Origin of the sequence: Methylosinus sp. H3A, assembly GCF_015709455.1 — a bacterium.
Classification (GTDB): Bacteria; Pseudomonadota; Alphaproteobacteria; order Rhizobiales; family Beijerinckiaceae; genus Methylosinus.
The window spans coordinates 2597479-2615760 of the sequence record NZ_JADNQW010000005.1 but is presented as its reverse complement, the minus strand read 5'-3'; the positions used below and the strand labels follow the sequence as shown (position 1 = coordinate 2615760).

The 18282-nt window shown below is 65.5% G+C and carries 16 protein-coding genes; 10 read left to right on the top strand and 6 right to left on the bottom strand.

Annotation, left to right across the window (positions count from 1 at the left end; all coding sequences use genetic code 11):
• Window positions 1-2: 2 nt before the first annotated feature.
• Window positions 3-860 carry a substrate-binding domain-containing protein gene (locus IY145_RS15185; protein WP_196408979.1) on the top strand — a complete coding sequence of 286 codons (858 nt, stop codon included), beginning with the start codon at window positions 3-5 and terminating at the stop codon, window positions 858-860.
• Window positions 861-1068: 208 nt separating this feature from the next.
• On the opposite strand, the gene IY145_RS15180 is transcribed toward IY145_RS15185, so the two are convergent.
• Together IY145_RS15180 and IY145_RS15175 are read right to left on the bottom strand one after the other, a co-directional pair.
• Window positions 1069-1794 (bottom strand): class I SAM-dependent methyltransferase, encoded by a 726-nt coding sequence (locus IY145_RS15180; protein ID WP_196408978.1) that lies wholly within the window; start codon window positions 1792-1794, stop codon window positions 1069-1071.
• Between the two features lie 6 nt (window positions 1795-1800).
• Window positions 1801-2532 carry a cytochrome c biogenesis CcdA family protein gene (locus tag IY145_RS15175; protein ID WP_196408977.1) on the bottom strand — a complete coding sequence of 244 codons (732 nt, stop codon included), beginning with the start codon at window positions 2530-2532 and terminating at the stop codon, window positions 1801-1803.
• 115 nt (window positions 2533-2647) lie between these two features.
• Here IY145_RS15175 and IY145_RS15170 point away from each other — a divergent pair, with 115 nt between their 5' ends.
• Together IY145_RS15170 and phhA are read left to right on the top strand one after the other, a co-directional pair.
• Window positions 2648-4015: a tryptophanase gene (locus IY145_RS15170; protein ID WP_196408976.1), complete on the top strand. Its 1368-nt coding sequence runs from the start codon at window positions 2648-2650 to the stop codon at window positions 4013-4015.
• Window positions 4016-4167: 152 nt separating this feature from the next.
• Window positions 4168-5034 carry a phenylalanine 4-monooxygenase gene (phhA, locus tag IY145_RS15165; RefSeq protein ID WP_196408975.1) on the top strand — a complete coding sequence of 289 codons (867 nt, stop codon included), beginning with the start codon at window positions 4168-4170 and terminating at the stop codon, window positions 5032-5034.
• A 3-nt stretch (window positions 5035-5037) separates the two neighbouring features.
• On the opposite strand, the gene IY145_RS15160 is transcribed toward phhA, so the two are convergent.
• Window positions 5038-6276: a M48 family metallopeptidase gene (locus IY145_RS15160; protein WP_196408974.1), complete on the bottom strand. Its 1239-nt coding sequence runs from the start codon at window positions 6274-6276 to the stop codon at window positions 5038-5040.
• Between the two features lie 74 nt (window positions 6277-6350).
• On the bottom strand, window positions 6351-7577 hold the full coding sequence (locus IY145_RS15155) for a TCR/Tet family MFS transporter (protein ID WP_196408973.1): 1227 nt from the start codon (window positions 7575-7577) through the stop codon (window positions 6351-6353).
• Window positions 7578-7973: 396 nt separating this feature from the next.
• Between IY145_RS15155 and rfbB the strand changes: the two genes are divergently transcribed.
• The 4 genes from rfbB to rfbA are packed head-to-tail and all read left to right on the top strand — an operon-like array spanning window position 7974 to window position 11384.
• A complete protein-coding gene (gene rfbB / locus IY145_RS15150) occupies window positions 7974-9026 on the top strand; it encodes a dTDP-glucose 4,6-dehydratase (RefSeq protein ID WP_196408972.1) in 1053 nt (350 codons plus the stop codon).
• 27 nt (window positions 9027-9053) lie between these two features.
• Window positions 9054-9611: a dTDP-4-dehydrorhamnose 3,5-epimerase gene (rfbC, locus tag IY145_RS15145; protein WP_196408971.1), complete on the top strand. Its 558-nt coding sequence runs from the start codon at window positions 9054-9056 to the stop codon at window positions 9609-9611.
• Between the two features lie 8 nt (window positions 9612-9619).
• On the top strand, window positions 9620-10507 hold the full coding sequence (rfbD, locus tag IY145_RS15140) for a dTDP-4-dehydrorhamnose reductase (RefSeq protein WP_196408970.1): 888 nt from the start codon (window positions 9620-9622) through the stop codon (window positions 10505-10507).
• A 10-nt stretch (window positions 10508-10517) separates the two neighbouring features.
• Window positions 10518-11384 carry a glucose-1-phosphate thymidylyltransferase RfbA gene (gene rfbA, locus IY145_RS15135; RefSeq protein WP_196408969.1) on the top strand — a complete coding sequence of 289 codons (867 nt, stop codon included), beginning with the start codon at window positions 10518-10520 and terminating at the stop codon, window positions 11382-11384.
• Between the two features lie 8 nt (window positions 11385-11392).
• On the opposite strand, the gene IY145_RS15130 is transcribed toward rfbA, so the two are convergent.
• Both IY145_RS15130 and IY145_RS15125 read right to left on the bottom strand, forming a co-directional pair.
• Entirely contained in the window at window positions 11393-12667 is a 1275-nt protein-coding gene (locus IY145_RS15130; RefSeq protein WP_196408968.1) for a lipopolysaccharide biosynthesis protein, read from the bottom strand.
• Window positions 12668-12675: 8 nt separating this feature from the next.
• Window positions 12676-13329 carry an ABC transporter ATP-binding protein gene (locus tag IY145_RS15125; RefSeq protein WP_196408967.1) on the bottom strand — a complete coding sequence of 218 codons (654 nt, stop codon included), beginning with the start codon at window positions 13327-13329 and terminating at the stop codon, window positions 12676-12678.
• Window positions 13330-13568: 239 nt separating this feature from the next.
• On the opposite strand from IY145_RS15125, the gene IY145_RS15120 reads away from it, so the two are divergent.
• From IY145_RS15120 to IY145_RS15110, 3 genes are all read left to right on the top strand, one after another.
• Complete coding sequence (locus IY145_RS15120) at window positions 13569-15767, top strand: glycosyltransferase family 2 protein (protein ID WP_196408966.1); 2199 nt, start codon at window positions 13569-13571, stop codon at window positions 15765-15767.
• 184 nt (window positions 15768-15951) lie between these two features.
• A complete protein-coding gene (locus IY145_RS15115; protein WP_196408965.1) occupies window positions 15952-16632 on the top strand; it encodes a bifunctional 2-polyprenyl-6-hydroxyphenol methylase/3-demethylubiquinol 3-O-methyltransferase UbiG in 681 nt (226 codons plus the stop codon).
• A gap of 41 nt (window positions 16633-16673) precedes the next feature.
• Window positions 16674-18128, top strand: coding sequence for a hypothetical protein (locus IY145_RS15110; protein WP_196408964.1), 1455 nt, complete (start codon window positions 16674-16676; stop codon window positions 18126-18128).
• The last annotated feature ends 154 nt before the right edge of the window (window positions 18129-18282 follow it).

Genomic DNA, 18282 nt, shown 5'->3' with positions numbered 1-18282 from the left:
TCATGTCGATCTCACCTATCCGACGTGTCCTCGCGCTGTCGCTCGTTCTTTGGCCGCTCGGACCATGCCGGGCGCAGGAGGCTCCCGACAAGACGCCTCTTCACATTCATGCGGCAGGCAGTCTCGGCGGCGCCCTCCGAGCCATCGCCGCCCGCTACCAACTGGAGACGGGCGAGAAGATCGCCCTGGCTTTCGGCCCGTCGGGCCTGCTGCGCGAGGCCATAGAAAAGGGCAATGAGGCCGATCTCTTTCTCTCCGCGAACCGGCAGCATCCAGAGCGGCTCGCCGCGGAGGGAAAAGCGGCGCCGCCGGTCATTTTCATCCGCAATGCGCTTTGCGCCGCGGCGCGCGCCGATCACCCGCCGACCACGGACACGCTTCTCGACCATATGCTCGATCCGGCGACGAAAATCGGCACATCGACTCCCAAGGCGGACCCCGGCGGGGATTACGCCATGGAACTGTTCGCCAGGGCCGAGCGCGCGCATAGCGGCGCAGAACGACTGCTCCGCGAGAAGTCGCGCGCCCTCGTCGGCGGAGCTCCTCCGGAGCCCTCGCCCACGCAGACCGGACAGAGCGGCGCCGGGCCGGTCAAGAAATTTCTGCTCGATGGGACGGTGGACCTCTTCATCGGCTATTGTAGCCGGCGGGAGACGCGTCCAGACCCCGATCTCGTCAGCGTGCGCATGCCGGACGCGCTCGCCGTGCGCGCCGATTACGCCATGGCGCTGCTGCGCGACAAATCGCCGGAACGACAGGCCGCAGCAGCCCGCTTCGCTCTATATTTGATGACGCCGCGAACGCAGGCGATCTTCGCCGATTACAATTTCATTCCCATCGCCGCCTCGTCAGAGCCATGAAAACGAGAGCGGCCGCTGGAAGCTTATGGGAGTCGAGGCCGCTTGAGGGTCGACGATTGCGAGAATTCGCGCCGACGCCCCGCGCGTGTCATCGTCCGGTCATGGCGGAACGCTAATCGGGATGCAGAGCAACCGGCGGCCGAGCGCCGCCGAGGGCTCTAACGCCGGGCCGGAGGTACGTCCGGCGTTTTTCTTTTGTGGGGACTGCTCAACGCCTGACCGCGGTCAGCAGCGTGTCCACCCCTTCCCGATATTCGACGCGAATATCGACGAAGCCGATCGCCGCCATGCGCTCCAGCGCCGGCGTCAGATACATCACATGCTCCGGCGATTCGTCGCTGAAGAGATGCGCGACCCAATCCTCGAGCAGATCATAGCGGCCGATCGCCCCGAGCTTTGCGAACCAGCTCCGCACCTCCGCCTGAGTCGCGGAAAGATGCGCGGCGCGGTCGTCCAGCGCATAGCGGTCGCCATTGACGAACAGCCCGCCCGGCTTCAGCACGCGGAAAATCTCGCCGAGAAAGTCCCGACGATAATCGTCGAGAAAATTGTGAACCGCGTAATTGGAGGAGACGACGTCGAGGCTGGCGTCGGGAAGGCCGCGCAGAAAGCCGAGCGCGTCCGCCTCGACGAAATCGACGCGGCCGGCGGCGACCCAATCGGAAAGATGGGACCGCGCCTGATCCAGCATTTTTGCGGCGCTGTCGATGGCGGTGACATGGAGATCGTCGCGCCCGGCGACGAGCGGCAGCGTGCTCACGCCCGTGCCGCAGCCGATCTCCAGAACCTCGAGCATCTCGCCCTCGCGCCAATGCGCGACGCGCTCCGCCACGCGGCGGGCGAGCAGCGCCGCATTGGGGCAGATCAGCTCCAGCATGCGATATTCCGCGCCGATCGGTCCGGTGAAGAGATTTTCATCGATGCGCTGCGACATGAGCGATCACCCGAAATTCGCGAGACCCGGAAAGGTCTCGAGCAGCCAGAAGGAGAAGCTCTGCATCCCGCCGGTGAGAAAAGCGAGGCCCGTCAGCACGAGCAGCGCGCCGACGACCCTCTCGACCTTGCCGAAATGCTTCTTGAACTTCTGCATGAAGCCCATGAAGGGCCCCATCGCCGCCGCCGCGGCGAGGAAGGGAAGACCGAGGCCCGCCGAATAGACGCCGAGCAGGACCGCGCCACGGCCGACCGTCTCCTGCGAGCCGGCGACGGCGAGAATGGCGGCGAGGATCGGACCGATGCAGGGCGTCCAACCGAAGGCGAAGGCGAGGCCCATGACATAGGCGCCGAGGAGGCCGACCGGCTTTGCGACCTCGAGACGCTTCTCGCGATAGAGCAGGCCGATCTGGAAGACACCGAGGAAGTGCAGGCCCATCAGGATGATGGCGACGCCGGAGGCTTTCTCCAATATCCATTGGTAGGCGTGCAGCGCTCGTCCGAACGCGCTCGCCGTCGCGCCGAGCGCCACGAATACGGTGGAGAAGCCGGCGACGAACAAGATCGCAGCCAGGAACACGTCACGCCGAGCGCGCTTCTTTCCCTCGACCGCGAGATCCTCGAGCGTCGCGCCGGCGATGAAGGTGAGATAGGGCGGCACCAGCGGCAGCACGCAGGGGCTCAAGAACGAAAGTACGCCCGCCGCCGCAGCGGCGGGAAAAGTGACATCGGCCGCCATGGAGTTCCTCGCTTTACGCCATCGCTTTTGCCACAGCCGGCGCGCCGAAGCAAAGCGAAGCTGCGCCAGAAGATTACGACCCTATTTCGACATTGGTGAGAGGAGAATTTTTCTCATGCGCACCATCATCGAGCCCTTCCGCATAAAAATGACCGAAGCTCTGCCGATCACCACGCGGCAAAAGCGCGAGGAGCGGCTGCAAGCCGCGTTTTACAACGTGTTTCTGCTCGACGCCGAGGACATCACCATCGATCTTTTGACCGACAGCGGCACGGGCGCCATGTCGGATCGACAATGGGCTGCGCTCATGATGGGCGACGAGAGCTATGCCGGAAGCCGGTCATGGCGACGCTTCGAGAAGACCATTCGCGACATCACCGGCTTCGCGCATATTTTTCCTACGCATCAGGGCCGCGCGGCGGAGCGTATTCTCGCCGCGACGCGGCTGAAGCCGGGCGACATCGTCCCCAACAACAGCCATTTCGACACGACGCGCGCCAATGTCGAATATGTCGGCGCGACGGCGCTCGATCTGCCCAGCGCCAAGGCCGCCGACATTCATGCGGAGACGCGCTTCAAGGGCGACATCGATCTCGAGGCGCTGGAGCGCGTGCTGAAGCGCGAGGGGAAGAAAATTCCCTTCTGCATGATAACGGCGACGAACAATGCCGGCGGCGGCCAGCCGGTCTCGCTGCGCAATATTCGCGAGGCCAAGGCTCTGCTGGCGCGACATGGGATTCCACTCGTGCTCGACGCCTGCCGCTTCGCCGAGAACGCCTATTTCATCAAGCTGTGGGAGAAAGGCTGCAGCGACCGCGCGCTCATCGACATAGCGCGCGAAATGTTCTCGCTCTGCGATGGCGCGACGATGAGCGCCAAGAAGGACGGCCTCGCCAACATCGGCGGATTCTTCGCCTGCAATGACGATCGCTGGGCGGAGGATTTTCGCAATCTGCTGATATTGACGGAAGGATTTCCCACCTATGGCGGACTCGCCGGACGCGATCTCGAGGCGATCGCCGTCGGGCTCGAGGAGGCGCTGGAGGAGGAATACCAACGCTATCGCCATGCGACGGTCGAATATCTCGCCTCGCGTCTCGTCGCGCGCGGCGTGCCGATCGTACGGCCGGCGGGCGGACACGCCGTCTTCATCGACGCCGCGGGCTTTTGTCCGCATCTTTCCGCGACTGATTTTCCGGGCATCGGCCTTGCCGCCGCGCTCTATCTCGAGGGCGGCGTGCGCGGCGTGGAATTGGGCAGCGTGATGTTCGGCCGCAGAGCCGCAGATGGAACGGAAACGCCGGCGCCGCGCGAGCTTCTGCGCCTCGCCTTTCCGCGCCGCGTCTATACGCAGAGCCATTTCGACTATGTGATCGAGACGATCGAGAATGTGTTCCGCGAGCGCGCCGCGATCCCGCCGTTTCGCATCGTGAGGCAGGCGCCATTCCTGCGCCATTTCACCGCGCATTTCGCGCCCGGCTGAGCGCCTTTGCGGCCGGCCGGCGCGCGCCTATCTAGTAGTTCGCGTCTTTCGTATCGAAGACCCGCGCTCCCTCCCCAACCCTCCCCCGCTTTGCGGGAGAGGGTTGGGGAGGGAGCGCGGACGAGAACCCGGCTTTCGCTCAGGAGGGCCGCATGGAGAAGGGCAAGAACCGCTACGCCGACGCGCCCCGCCGCGCCGATTGGACGATAGAGCAGGATTGGCCCTCCTATAGCGCGGCCGAACACGACCGCTGGCGCCGGCTCTACGCCCGCCAGGCCGCGCTCCTGCCCGGCCGCGCCTGCGACGAATATATCGCCGCCATGGACGCGTTGAAGCTGTCGCCGGACGGCGTTCCCGATTTCGACGCGCTGAGCGCGCGCCTCTCGCCGCTGACGGGCTGGCGCGTCGTGCCGGTCGCCGGCCTCGTGCCGGACGATGTCTTCTTCGAGCATCTCGCCAATCGGCGCTTTCCCGCCGGCGCCTTCATCCGCCCGGAGGAGGAGCTCGATTATCTCGAGGAGCCGGACGTTTTTCACGACGTCTTCGGCCATGCGCCGTTGCTGGCGAATCCCGTCTATGCGCGCTTCCTGCAAGCCTATGGCGAGGGCGGACGGCGGGCGCTGGCGCGCGGCCAGCTCGACAATCTCGCGCGGCTCTATTGGTACACGGTCGAGTTCGGGCTCATCGCGACGCCAGCGGGGCTGCGCATCTTCGGCGCGGGCATTCTCTCCTCGCCGGCGGAGACGGTCTTCTCGATCGAGGATACTTCGCCCAATCGCATCGGTTTCGATCTCGAGCGGGTGATGCGCACCAATTACATCATCGACGATTTCCAGCAGTGCTATTTCGTCGTCGACGGATTCGAGCGCCTGCTCGAGGCCTGCTATCGCGACTTCGGCCCCATCTACGACCGCCTGCGCGCAGAGCCCGATCTCGCGCCGCATGAGACCGCGCCGGACGATGCGCTGATCGCCCGCGGCGATTTCCATTATTTCCGCAACAAGGCGCACGCCGCCTGAAAGTCAGCCGCCCCGCGCCTCCTCCAGCGCGGCGATGCGGATCGGCGCCGGCGGATGCGAATAATAGAAGAGCGCATAGAGCCGATCCGGCGTCAGCGTCGCGAGATTGTCGCGAGAGAGCTTGGTGAGCGCGCTCACCATCGGCTCCTTGCCATAGATCGATTTGGCGAAGCCGTCGGCCTCGAATTCGGCGCGGCGCGACAGAAAGTTGGTGAGCGGCGACAGAAGATGAAGGATGGGCGCCGCCGCCGTCAGCGCGATGACGAAAATGACGCCCGGATCATTCGGCAGGCCGAAAGCGCCGGCGAGCCCCCACTCGAAGGCGAAATGCAGCGCCGCGAAGCCGATGAAGAGGAAGCCCGCCGCCTGGAATATCCGCTGCCGCACATGGCCGAATTTATAATGGCCGAGCTCATGAGCGAGAATGGCCAGGATTTCATCGGGGCTGTGCTTGCGCAGCAGAGTGTCGAAGAAGACGATGCGCTTCGCCTTGCCGAAGCCGGAGAAATAGGCGTTGCCATGGGTGGAGCGCGTCGAAGCGTCCATGACGAAGAGCCCGCCGGACTGAAATCCACAGCGCGCGAGCAATTCCTCCATGCGCGCCTTCAGCGCCGCGTCGTCGAGCGGCGCGAAATTATTGAACATCGGCGCAATGAAGGCGGGATAGATCACCGTCATGGCCAGCAGCAGCGCCACCGCCGCGACGAAGCCCGCGAGCCACCAATAATCGGGCGAGAAGCGCGCGGCGAAGAACAGCCCATAGAGCAGGGGAATGAAGAACAGCAGCCAGAGCGCCGCGCCTTTCGCCTCGTCGAGGAGAAACATCGCCGGCGTCGAGCGGTTGAAGCCGAAGCGCGTCTCGAGGCCGAAGGTCTCGACGAATGAGATGGGCAGGCGCAGCAAATGGTCGACGATCGCCACGGCGGCGACGACGGCGACGCTGAGCGTGAGGCCCGGCGCGATGAATTGCGCCAGCAGCGCATGCAGCGGGCCGAGCAGAAGGGCGAGCCATGCGACGGCGAGCGCCGTATCGAACAGCGTCTCGGCGACGGAGAGCCGCATGCGCGCCACCGTGTAGTCGGCGGCGCGGCGATGCTCTTCCGCAGTGATCGTCGCGGCGAATTCGACGGGCGGGGTCTCGCGGTCGGCGCGCGCGGCGCGGCTCTGACGCGCCTTCAGATAGACGCCGAGCCCCGCCGAGGCGAGAATGGCGAAATAGACGGCCGCTGCGACGAAGCTCATGCGCATCTCCGAATTGCCGGCCGGCGGGCCGGCGCGCGGATCGAATATAAGCGGCCGCGCGGTGGAAAGCGACGTCAGGCGGAGGATGGCTCCGCCGCCGCGGCGCTCACGGCGTTGCGCGCCACGACGAGACTCGCGGCGAGCAACAGCGCGGCCACGAAATATCCCGCCCCCGGAAAGCCGCCTGCGCCGATCGACGCCGAGAGAATTTGCGTGAAAAACAGCGGGCCGACCATTCCCGAGACGCCGCGAAGACTCGACAGCGCGCCCTGTAGCCGCCCCTGCTCCGAGGCCGAGGCGAAACGCGTCGCGAGCCCCTGAAAGGCCGGATTGGCCATGGCCCAGAGCGCGATGAGCGGCGGCGCCGCCATGAAAATCCCGCCCGTGGGCGCGAAGGCGTAGGCCGCGAAGCCGAGCGCCCCCGCCGCCAGAGCGACGACCAGCGTCGCGCGCTCGCCGAAGCGCTTGACCGCCGGCCGCACCAGGCCGCCGGACACGACGGTCTGCGACACGCCGACGATGGCGAGCGCCCAGCCGGTCGTCTCCGCATCCCAATGGTAGCGATATTCGGTGTAGAGCACGAAGAGGCTCGGCAGCGACTCATGCGCGAGAAAGGAGAGAAAGATCGCGACCGCGAGCAGAGCGAGCGAGCGGTCGCGGCGCAGAAAATCGAGCGAGCCGAGCACATTGGCGCTGCGCCACAGGATCGAAGTGGTGCGCTTCTCCGGCGAAAGCGACTCCGGCAGGATGAAATAGCCATAGGCCGCATTGAGGAGGCTCAGCGCCGCCGCGGCCCAGAACGGATAACGCAAGTCGTGATTGCCGAGCACGCCGCCGAGCGCCGGACCGAGGATGAAGCCGACGCCGAAAGCCGCTCCGATCATGCCGAAGCGGCCGGCGCGCTTCTCCGGCTCGGTGATGTCGGTGATATAGGCCGTAGCCGTCGAGACGCTCGCCGCCGTCACGCCGGAAATCAGCCGGCCGATGAAGAGGAAGGACAAGGAGGGCGCGAGCGCCATGAACACATAATCGAGCCCCATGCCGAGATTGGACAGGAGGACGACCGGCCGGCGGCCGAAACGGTCCGACAGCGCCCCGAGCACCGGCTGAAACAGGAATTGCATGAATGCCCAGGCGAAACCGAACACGCCCGTCGCGACAGACGCGCTTCGCAAATCGCCGCCCTCGAATTCCACGATGAGCTTGGGAAGCACCGGGATCATCACGCCGAGCGCCAGCATGTCGAGCGCGACGGTGACCAGGATGAAGGCGAAGGCCGCCTTGCCGGGACGCTGAAACATCGATTACTCTCTGTACGGCCGCCGATCCGTCGCGGCCCGACGCGTCGCGGGATAGCGCGAAACCGCCATCCGGCGCAAGGAGTCTGGAACGACTCTAAAACTCCTCCCCTCCGCGCTCCGGAGTCGGCGAACCGCAGGCGGCAACTCAGATTATATCATTTAAAAACAAATAGTTGATACAAAATACTCCGGAGGACGCAGACGAACCAGAGTTGACAGGGGCCGTACGATCTTTCAATAGGCGGGGGATTAGAGAGACAGACTTTGGGCTTGAGAGGCCGCGCGATCGGGCCTCCGGTTCAGGAAAAGGGTGGTTTTCGCGGATGCGCCTTCCCTTTTGCTTCCTCGCCGCGACGACGACGCATTCCGCCCGCCGCGAACGAATTGGGCGTTAACATGCGTCTGCTCGTCACCGGCGGCGCGGGCTTCATCGGCTCGGCGCTCGCCCGTCGCATCGTCGAGACGACGCCGCATGAGCTGCTCGTCTTCGACAAGCTCACCTATGCCGGCAATCTCGATTCGCTCGCGCCCATCGCCGGCGATCCGCGCTATTCCTTCCGCCGCGCCGACATATGCGACCGCGCCGCCGTCGCCGCCGCCTTCGAGGAGTTCCGGCCCGACGCCGTGTTGCATCTGGCCGCCGAGAGCCATGTCGATCGCTCCATCGACGGCCCCGCGGCCTTCATCGAGACCAATGTCGTCGGCACTTTCACTCTGCTTTCCGCCGCGCTCGACTATTGGCGCCGTCTCGACGCCGAGACGGCCATGGGCTTTCGCTTCCTGCATGTCTCGACCGACGAAGTCTTCGGCGCGCTCGGGGCCGAGGGGCTGTTCCGCGAGGACACGCCCTATGCGCCCAATTCGCCCTATTCGGCCTCCAAGGCGAGCTCCGACCATCTCGCCCGCGCTTGGCGCGAGACCTATGGCCTGCCGACGATCATCACCAATTGCTCCAATAATTACGGCCCCTATCATTTCCCCGAAAAGCTCATTCCGCTCACCATTCTCAATGCGCTGGAAGAAAAGCCCCTGCCCGTCTACGGGCGCGGCGAGAATGTGCGCGATTGGCTCTATGTCGAGGACCACGCCGAGGCGCTGCTCACCGTCGTGCGCGCGGGCGTCGTCGGCCAGACCTATAATGTCGGCGGCCGCTCGGAGATGCGCAACATAGAGGTGGTGCAGGCGATCTGCGACAGTCTCGATGAAATCAAACCCCGCGCGCGCGGCTCCTATCGCGAGCTGATCGCCTTTGTGCAGGACAGGCCGGGCCATGATCTGCGCTATGCGATCGACTGCTCCAAGATCGAGCGCGAGCTCGGCTGGCGCGCCAAGGAGAGCTTTGCGAGCGGGCTCGATAAGACCGTGCGCTGGTATCTCGACAATGAGGAGTGGTGGAAGGCGATCCGCTCCGGAAAATATCGCGGCGAGCGTCTCGGCTGCGTCGTCTGACGCGCGGCTCCGCACCACGAGGACAGCATGAAGGTCGAAGACACGGCGCTGGAAGGCGTCAAGCTCGTCACGCCGGACCGCTTCGGCGACGCGCGCGGTTTTTTCTCCGAGAGCTATAATGAAAGGCGCTGGGAGGAGCGCGGCCTGCCGCCTTTCCGCTTCGTGCAGGACAATCATTCGCTCTCCCGCGATGTGGGCGTCATCCGCGGCCTGCATTTCCAGACGGCGCCTTTCGCGCAGGACAAGCTGGTGCGCGTCACGCGCGGCCGCATTCTGGATGTCGCGGTCGACATTCGCCGCTCGTCACCGACCTTCGGACGCCATGTCGCCGTCGAGCTCTCCGCGGAGAATTGGCGGCAATTGCTCGTTCCCATCGGCTTCGCACATGGCTTCTGCACGCTCGAGCCCGATACGGAGGTCGTCTACAAGGTGACGAATTTCTATTCGGCGCCGCATGATCGCGGCCTCGCCTTCGACGATCCCGATCTCGACATCTCCTGGCCCGTCGCGCATGATCGCGCCGTTCTGTCGGACAAGGATCGCCGCTGGCCGCGCCTGCGCGATCTCGGCCACGCATTCGCGTGAGGACGACGATGCGCATCGCCGTCACCGGCGCGCAGGGCCAGATCGTCTCCGCCTTGCGCGAGCGCGCGTCGGAAAAAGCGGAGATCGTCGCGCTCGGCCGGCCGCAGCTCGATCTTTCCGATCGCGAGAGCGTGCGCGCGGCTCTGCGCGAGGCGCGCTGCGATGTGATCGTCAACGCCGCCGCCTACACCGCCGTCGACAAGGCCGAGCAGGAGGAAACGCTCGCCATGCGCGTGAATGGCGAGGGCGCCGGCCATGTCGCCGAGACGGCCGCCGAGCTCGGCGTTCCGCTGCTGCATTTCTCGACCGATTACGTGTTCGACGGCTCCGCCCCGCGCCCCTATCGCGAGGACGACGCGACCGCGCCGATCGGCGCCTATGGCCGCTCCAAGCTCGAAGGCGAGAGGCGCGTCACAGCGCTCTGCCCGAACGCCGCGATCCTGCGCACGGCCTGGGTCTACAGCCCGTTCGGCGCGAATTTCGCGCGCACCATGCTGCGGCTCGGCGAGACGCGCGAGGAGGTCGGCGTCGTCGCCGATCAGCTCGGCAATCCGACGAGCGCGCTCGACATCGCCGACGCCACGCTCGACATCGCCTCGCGCCTGCTGCAGGACGATGCGCCGGAGCTGCGCGGATTGTTCCATATGACGGGCGCGGGCGAAGCGAGCTGGGCGGATGTCGCCGAGGCGATCTTCGCGCGCGCCGCCGAGCGCGGCCGCGCGCCGGTGCGCGTTCGCCGCATCGCCACGGCCGATTATCCGACGCCGGCGCGACGTCCCGCCAATTCACGCCTCGACAACGCCAGGCTCGCGCACGCCTATGGCGTTGCTCTGCCCGACTGGCGCGCCTCGCTCGCAAATTGCGTCGACCGGCTGCTGGCCGGTCCCGCTCATTGAGGACCAGATCATGCGTGGCATTATTCTCGCCGGCGGCAGCGGCACGCGCCTTCACCCCGCGACGCTCGCCGTCTCCAAGCAATTGCTGCCGGTCTACGACAAGCCGATGATCTATTATCCGCTGAGCGCGCTGATGCTCGCGGGCGTGCGCGAAATTCTCGTCATCACCACGCCGGAGGATGAAACAGCCTTCAAACGCCTGCTCGGCTCCGGCGCGCAATGGGGCGTCGCCTTCTCCTACGCCGTCCAGCCGCGCCCGGATGGCCTCGCGCAGGCCTATGTCATCGGCGCTGGTTTCGTCGAAGGCCAGAGCTCCGTGCTGGTGCTCGGCGACAATATCTTCTACGGCCATGGCCTCACGGAGTCCCTGACCAAAGCGAAAGGCGACCGCGGCGCCACCGTCTTCGCCTATCACGTCGTCGATCCGGAGCGTTACGGCGTCGTCGATTTCGACGCCGCGGGCCGCGCGCTGTCACTCGAGGAAAAGCCGAAAGCGCCCAAATCCAATTGGGCGGTCACCGGCCTCTATTTCTATGACGAGCGCGCGCCGCATTTCGCGGCCGGCTTGAAACCCTCGGCGCGCGGCGAATTGGAGATAACCGATCTCAACAACATCTATCTCGAGCGCGGCGAATTGAATGTCGAACGCTTGGGACGCGGCTTCGCCTGGCTCGACACGGGCACGCCCGCCTCGCTGCTGGAGGCGGCCGAATATGTCCGCGCCATAGAGCTACGTCAGGGGCAGCGCATCGCCTGTCTCGAGGAAATCGCCTTCCGCCAGGGCTGGATCGACGCGGAGGCGCTGCGCGCCGCCGCGCAGAAATTCGCCAAGAGCCAATATGGCGCCTATCTCACGCAAGTGGCGCGCGAGCGCTGATCGCACGCTCACGCCATGTGGTTGCGCACGAAGGCGATGAGGCCGACGACGATTCCGTAGATCGCGAGCGAGGCCGCTAACAAAATGCCCGAATAGAGCCAACGCCGCGGATAGCGGGCCTCCTCCGGCAGCGCCGGCGCCTCGATCTGATGGAGATAGAGCAGCTTGCGCTCGCTGAGCAGACGCGCGCCGTCGAGCGAGGCGGTGGCGATCTCATAGCTCGTCTCGGCGATCTTGTGCTCGAGGTCCAGATTGGCGAAGGTCGTCATCTTGCCCGAGAGGGTTTTCCGCGCGAGCGCGTCGAGCCCCTGCTCCTCGCGCGTGGTGATGTCCGCCTTGCGATCGGCGACCTGCTTCTCGAGCGATTCGATGCGCCGCTTCAACACGCGCATCTGCGGCGCGCTCTCGTCGACGTAGCGCGACTGAGTGAGATACTCCTGCTGATATTTCAGCAGATCGGATTCGATCCCGGAGAGCACCTCGCTCTGCGACTTGCTCGTCTGGCGGACGTCGATCAGCCCTTCCAGATTGCGCGCGCGCTCCAAATTCACCCGCGCGACCTTGACCCGCTCGGCGGCGCGCGCGAGATCTTGCTCGGACGCCCTGACCGTGTCCTGCCGCATCCGCTCATTGAGCTCATTGACCAGAATTTCGCAATCGGCGACGACCTTGTCGGCGATGGTCTTGGCGTCGGCCGGCGAGAAGGCGCGGACCGTCAGTGTGACGATTCCGGACGGAAAGCCGATCGTCGCGGCGGTCATCTTCTTCCAATAATCGGTGAATTTCTCGATCGATTTCGATTTTCTAAATCTCGCCCACCAATCGATCTGATCCGAGCCATAGAGTTCGCGAAGGTTCACCTGACGCTCGAGCTGCTCGACGAGCGTCCGGCTCTCGATATATTCGACGATGATCATCGAATCCTGAAAGATCATCATCTGCGGCAGGCCGGTGACGGAGCCGAGCCCGTCGAGCTTGGGAATGGCGGCGCTGCTGACGGTGAATTTCGCCTCCGCGACAAATTGGTCCGAGGCGAGCAGGCCGTAATAGAGCGCCCCCACGAGATTGGGGATCGCCACCATGACGATCGACAGGACGAGAAAGGCGATGCGCATCGCCTTGGCGCCGCGCCGCTCCGCGAAACTGGATTTCTGATAGGCTCCGCGCGCGCGCGCCGAAAATCGCGCGCGCCGCGCCGCTTCCGAGAGAAAGCGGGAAACCGCCTCGGCGCGCTCGAGCGCATTGGCCGTGCGAAAATCGGGAGGTTTCGGGGGTTCGTTCATCCTCGCCCCTATCTATTCAAGCGATTGTACATTTCGATCGCCTTGGCGACCGTGTCGAACATGAAGAGGCGGCCATCGACCAGCACGCCGCCGCGATCACAATAGTCGCTGACCGCCTGCATCGAATGCGAGACGAAAATCACGCTAGAGTTCTTACGCCGTTGCTCGAAGGCGTCATGGCACCGCTTCTGGAAGCTCATGTCGCCGACGCCCGTGATCTCGTCGATGAGATAGACGTCGAAGTCGATGGCCATCGACATGCCGAAGGCGAGACGCGCGCCCATGCCGGACGAATAGGTCTTGACCGGAGCGTCGAAATAATCGCCGAGCTCGGAGAAATCCTCGACGAAGATCGCCGCCTTGCGCGGATCGGCGCCATAGACCCTGGCCACGAAATGCACATTCTCGCGGCCCGTCATCGCGGGATGGAAGCCCCCGCCGAAGCCGAGCGGCCAGGACACGCGCACAGTGCGGCGCACCTTGCCGGAATTCGGCAGCTCGGTGCCGGCGATGATCTTGAGCGTCGTCGACTTGCCGGCGCCGTTGACGCCGAGCAGCCCGTACGAATAGCTCGAGTCGAAGACCATCGAGACATGGTCCAGAATGATCTTCGAGTGCCGCTCGGTCTTATAGAATTTGAAGACCTCTGAGAATTGGATCATCTTCTCTTTGTCGTTCTCGCCTGGAACCGCCAACGACACGAACCGCGGCCCTTATAGCCCAGCGCGTTCGCCTCGTCCACGCGCGCGCCACGGCCTATTTTGGCCACTTTTTCGCCATTACGATTCGTGTTTGCGCCGGGGATATCGCCTATTCGCGATCTATGGCCAAGGCGCGGCGGCTCGACTATATGACCGAGGCCCGGAGCCGACGTCGGCCTCCACGTCTGGAAGGCATGGTCTTGTTGCTGAGAATTCCTTCTGTGCGTCGATCCGGGCTGCGCCGGCTCGGCTGGGAGAGCTGGCAGGCTACCGATCCGGACCCGCTCTTCGTCTTCGCGCCGCGATTTTTTCGCGCCGCCTATATCATTCTCGAGGTCGCCGACGCCGATCAGACGCTCGACCCGCGCATTTATATCGATTTCGGCAAGGGTTTCGAGCCGGACGAGGAGATCGAGCTCAAACACACGCGCGACGGCGTCTATGTGGTGTCGCTCCAGAGCTTCGGCCGCGTGCATAAGGTCCGCTTCGACCCCTCCTCCTACCCGTCCCAGTTCCGTTTTCGCGCCTTTATCGCCTATGACGAGAAATCCGTGCGCGCCTTCGTCGGCAAAAGGCTGCGCGCGGCGGCGATGGGCGAACGCGCGGCGCCGCTGTGCGAGATCATCGCGCGGCCCGGCGCGCCCGAGCTTTCCGGCGTCGGCGCGCGCGTCGCCCGCGTGCGCGGCGCGACGCCGCATTTCGAGCAGGTCATCGCCATGGCCAACGACCGCTTCGCCGGCGCGGCGGCCTGGTCGGGCGAGAGGCCGGCCTTCTCTTTCGTGACGCCGGTCTATGACGCGCCCGCGCGCTATCTCGATCAATTGCTCGACTCCTTCCGCATTCAGAGGAGCGGGGCCTATGAATTGATCCTCTCCGACGACGGCTCGACCTCGCCGGAGACGATCGACTGGCTCGAGCGTCATCGCGGCACGCCCGATGTGACGATTTTGCGCGCGGCGCAAAATGGCGGGATCGCCGCCGCGACCAATAGCGGGCTCGCCGCGGCGCGCGGCGAATGGATCGGCTTCATCGATCACGACGACGCGCTCGCGCCTTTCGCCGTGGATGCGCTGTTGGAGACGATCGAGCGCACGCCTCGCGCGCAATTCGTCTTCACCGACGAGATCGTGGCCGACGCGCAACTGCAGCCCAAGCATTATTCGCTGAAGCCCGCCTTCGACCCGGTGCTGCTCTCCGGCGTGAATTACGTCAACCATCTCTCGCTCTATCGCCGCGAGCGGCTGCTCGCGCTCGGCGGCCTGCGTCGCGGCTTCGACGGCTCGCAGGACTATGATCTGCTGCTGCGCTACACGCACGGTCTCGCGACGGAGGAAATCGTCCATCTTCCCTATCCGGCCTATCTCTGGCGACGCGACGGCAAGAGCTATTCGGTGAGCTTTCTCGATCGCGCCACCGCCAGCGCGCGCCGCGCCCTCGCGGAGAGCTATTCGTCGGACGGCGCGCCGGCCGTCGTCGAGCCGGCGCTCAACGCCGATCTGCATCGCGTGCGATTCGCGCCGAAAAGCGACGCCTGGCCGCTCGTCTCTGTCGTCGTGCCGAGCCGCGACTCCTTCTCGCTCGTCACGCGCTTGTTCGACGATCTGACGCGCCGGACCGACTATCCGAATTTGGAGATCATCGTCGTCGACAATGGCACGCAGGACAGCCGCGTTCTCGACCTCTATGAGCGGACCAAGGCCGCCTACCCTTTCTTTTCGGTCGACATCGTCGAAGAACCGTTCAATTTCGCGCGGCAGGTCAATCGTGGCCTGCGGGCGGCGCGCGGCGATCACATATTGCTGCTCAACAACGACATAGAAGTCATCGACGCGGGCTGGCTGAAGGAAATGGTCTCCTGCCTCGCCTATCCTTCGGCCGGCGTCGTGGGCGCGCGGCTGCTCTATCCCAACGGGACATTGCAGCATGCGGGCGTCATCGTCGGCCTCGGCACGGTGGCCGGACATTGGTTCTGTGGAATGCCCGGCGATTATCCGGGCCCCATGGGCCGGCTCGAGGTGCGCCAATCCTTGGCGGCGGTGACGGGCGCCTGCATGCTGATCACGCGCGCATGTCTCGAAGCCGTCGGCGAGCTCGACGAGCAGAATTTCGCCATCGCCTACAACGACACGGATTATTGCCTGCGCGCCGGCCGTGCGGGATTTCGCGTGGTGTGGACGCCCTTCGCGACGCTGTATCACCATGAATCGGCGAGCCGCGGAAGCGACGAGACCGACGCCAATCTCGCCCGCTTCCGACGCGAGCAGGACGCGCTGCGCAAGAAATACGGCCTGCTCGACTTCGTGGACCCGGCGTTCAACCCCTGGTACAGCCGCGACAACGCCGCGCCGCGCTTGCAGCTGCTGCGCAGCCTTCCGTCGGGACGGCATTTCCGCGTTTGAGCAGGAGCGCGCAATTGCCAAACGCGCCGCGACGGCGTAGTCCATCGCGCCGCCTCGCGGGGAGCCGTCGCGCCGCCAGAGCGCTGTCGCGCGAGCCAGGTCGTTCGAGCGATGGGAATTCGCTCCAAATGAAAAAGTCAGACCGTAGAAGCGGTCTGATCATCGGTGAGGGACGATCGGATCGATGCTGAGGAAGCTGCGAAGCAAACTGCCGAAACGCTCCCCGGCGGAGGTTTTCGACTCCTATGTGTCGAGCGTTCCGCGCCTGCAGAACGCCGTCGACGCGATCGGCGGATGGAGCTACGCCTTTCCGCCCGAATGCGGCGTCTCGGCGGGCGAGCTCGAAGCCCATGACGACGCGCGCATTCGATGGGCGATCGATTGTTTCGGCTCGCTCGAAGGCCGTTCGGCGCTCGAGCTCGCCCCCGGCGAAGCGAGCCACAGCTTCCTTCTCGAATCCGCCGGCGCGCGCGTGGACGCGATCGAGCCGAGCCGGGCTGGATTCATTCGCTGCCTCATCGCCAAAGAAGTCATGCGCCTCTCGCGAACGCGCTTCTGGCTCGGCGATTTGGAGGGATTTCTGCGCGAGACGGACAAGACCTATGATCTCGTCGTCGCCTGCGACGCGCTGCGCCGTTTCGCCGATCCGCTCGCCGGCGTAGCGCTTCTCGCGCGCCGCGCCGACGCGGTCTTCATCCATTCGCAGATCGTGCAGGAGGATGCGGCCGCCCGCGCGCAATCGGCGGGAGCGGCGACGCTCACGCGTCGCAATCTGATCGAAACATTGCACAAAGCCGGATTTTCGGACATTCGCGAAGCGGAGAACGGCCACTCCTCCGCGCTATCGATTTTTGCGCGCAAGTAACGACACGCAGAGTTTGCGCGCTCCAAAAAGGAGCACGGCCGATGTTCTTCACGCGCAAGCGGCAGAGGGAGTTCTCTGGCTATGTCGACCGCGCGAGCGGCGGGCGCGTCTCCGGCTGGGTCTATGACCGACTGCGGCCGCGTGATCGCTTCGAGGTCGAGATCTGCTCCGCCGGCGCAGTCGTCGGCATAGCGCGCGCCGACGAGCCGCGCGAGGATTTGGCGCGCGCCGGATTCGGCGATGGTCGCTATGGCTTCCATTTCGATCTGCCGAACGGCGACTATCACGAAGAGACTCTGGCCGCGCGTGTGCGCGGCGAAGCGTTCTGGCTGCTCGACAGCTCGAGCCGGCAGAACCTCTCGGGCGAGCTGATCAATTCTACGCGGCGCGGCCTGCCGCGGCTCGAGCCGACGCTGTCGCTTCGCCGGGTCGACGAGCGCGACGCCGAAATCGCCGCCGAGCTGCAGAGCGCCTGGGCGAAGCACGCCAGCCGCCCGGGCGCGCGGCAATTGGGCGGCGGCGGCGCCATGTGGACGGATATCGTCTCCAAGCGCCATCAGCCGCTTCTCGCGCTTCTCGACGGCGGCGATCCGCGCGCGCTCGCGCAATGCCTCGTCGACGCGCAGAAATCCTCCGTCGCCACCGGGCTCGAACAGGGCGTGCAGGCCTATCACGACTTTCTCGCCGCCTCGCCGGAGGGCCGCCGGGTCGCCGTCGCGCCCTTCCACGATATGCTGGCCTCGCTCGCGCAATATCTGGGCCTCGCGCGAGTCGAATGCTCCGAGCAGGATTATGTGGGCGAGACGCTCGTCGCCTCCTCGCGGCGGCTCGTCGCCGAGATCGAGGCCGCGCTCGGCTTCGCGGTCACGCCGCCCGCGGTCTTCGACGGGCTCTATGGCCTTTCCATCGGCGAGGGCGTGCTGCACGGCCGCGACATTCAGGCGCTCTATCTCGCCCTGCGCGCGATCGAGGCGAGCGGCGTCGCGCGGCCGAAGATTTGCGAGATCGGCGGCGGTTTCGGCAAGGCGGCGCGCTACGCGCTGCTCGCCGGCGCGCGCCATTACACGATCGTCGACCTGCCGACCGTCGCCGCATTGCAGTTCTTCTCGCTGCGCCGCGCCCTGCCCGAGGCGCAAGTGCGCTTCCGCCACCCTCGCGAGCCGTCGCAGGGCGAGGGCGTCGACCTCGTTCTCGCATCCGATATCGACGATGCGACCGTCATCGCCAGCGACATCCTCGTCAATTGCGACTCCTTCCCCGAGATGGGCGACGCCGTCTGCCGCAGCTATTTCGCACGGATTGGCCGTTGGGCTCCGCTGCTGCTCAGCGTCAATCAGGAGGCCAATCGCGAGGTCGGCTCCTCCGGCCGGCAGTCGGTGGTCGGCGCGCTGCTGCCGGATTACGGCTTCACGCGGCGCTACCGCTTCCGCAGCTGGATCAGGCGCGGTTACGCAGAGGAGTTGTGGAGCGCGCCGGAGCGCCCCGCGGAGCTCTGACGGCGTTCGCGGCGGCGCTCGCCGAAGACACTTTCCGCGAGCCGCTCCCGCGCGGGAGGATCGGACCGAGCTCCGATCCCGCGACGCCCGCCACCATCGGAAAATAGCGAGGCCGCCGCAATCCCGGCGGCCTTTCTCGTCTGTCGTCGCGGCG

Excerpts from the sequence above, each read along its gene's own strand:
- IY145_RS15185 (WP_196408979.1), top strand. The coding sequence starts at position 3 with ATGTCGATCTCACCTATCCGACGTGTCCTCGCGCTGTCGCTCGTTCTT.
- IY145_RS15180 (WP_196408978.1), bottom strand. The coding sequence starts at position 1,794 with ATGTCGCAGCGCATCGATGAAAATCTCTTCACCGGACCGATCGGCGCG.
- IY145_RS15175 (WP_196408977.1), bottom strand. The coding sequence starts at position 2,532 with ATGGCGGCCGATGTCACTTTTCCCGCCGCTGCGGCGGCGGGCGTACTT.
- IY145_RS15170 (WP_196408976.1), top strand. The coding sequence starts at position 2,648 with ATGCGCACCATCATCGAGCCCTTCCGCATAAAAATGACCGAAGCTCTG.
- phhA (WP_196408975.1), top strand. The coding sequence starts at position 4,168 with ATGGAGAAGGGCAAGAACCGCTACGCCGACGCGCCCCGCCGCGCCGAT.
- IY145_RS15160 (WP_196408974.1), bottom strand. The coding sequence starts at position 6,276 with ATGAGCTTCGTCGCAGCGGCCGTCTATTTCGCCATTCTCGCCTCGGCG.
- IY145_RS15155 (WP_196408973.1), bottom strand. The coding sequence starts at position 7,577 with ATGTTTCAGCGTCCCGGCAAGGCGGCCTTCGCCTTCATCCTGGTCACC.
- rfbB (WP_196408972.1), top strand. The coding sequence starts at position 7,974 with ATGCGTCTGCTCGTCACCGGCGGCGCGGGCTTCATCGGCTCGGCGCTC.
- rfbC (WP_196408971.1), top strand. The coding sequence starts at position 9,054 with ATGAAGGTCGAAGACACGGCGCTGGAAGGCGTCAAGCTCGTCACGCCG.
- rfbD (WP_196408970.1), top strand. The coding sequence starts at position 9,620 with ATGCGCATCGCCGTCACCGGCGCGCAGGGCCAGATCGTCTCCGCCTTG.
- rfbA (WP_196408969.1), top strand. The coding sequence starts at position 10,518 with ATGCGTGGCATTATTCTCGCCGGCGGCAGCGGCACGCGCCTTCACCCC.
- IY145_RS15130 (WP_196408968.1), bottom strand. The coding sequence starts at position 12,667 with ATGAACGAACCCCCGAAACCTCCCGATTTTCGCACGGCCAATGCGCTC.
- IY145_RS15125 (WP_196408967.1), bottom strand. The coding sequence starts at position 13,329 with ATGATCCAATTCTCAGAGGTCTTCAAATTCTATAAGACCGAGCGGCAC.
- IY145_RS15115 (WP_196408965.1), top strand. The coding sequence starts at position 15,952 with ATGCTGAGGAAGCTGCGAAGCAAACTGCCGAAACGCTCCCCGGCGGAG.
- IY145_RS15110 (WP_196408964.1), top strand. The coding sequence starts at position 16,674 with ATGTTCTTCACGCGCAAGCGGCAGAGGGAGTTCTCTGGCTATGTCGAC.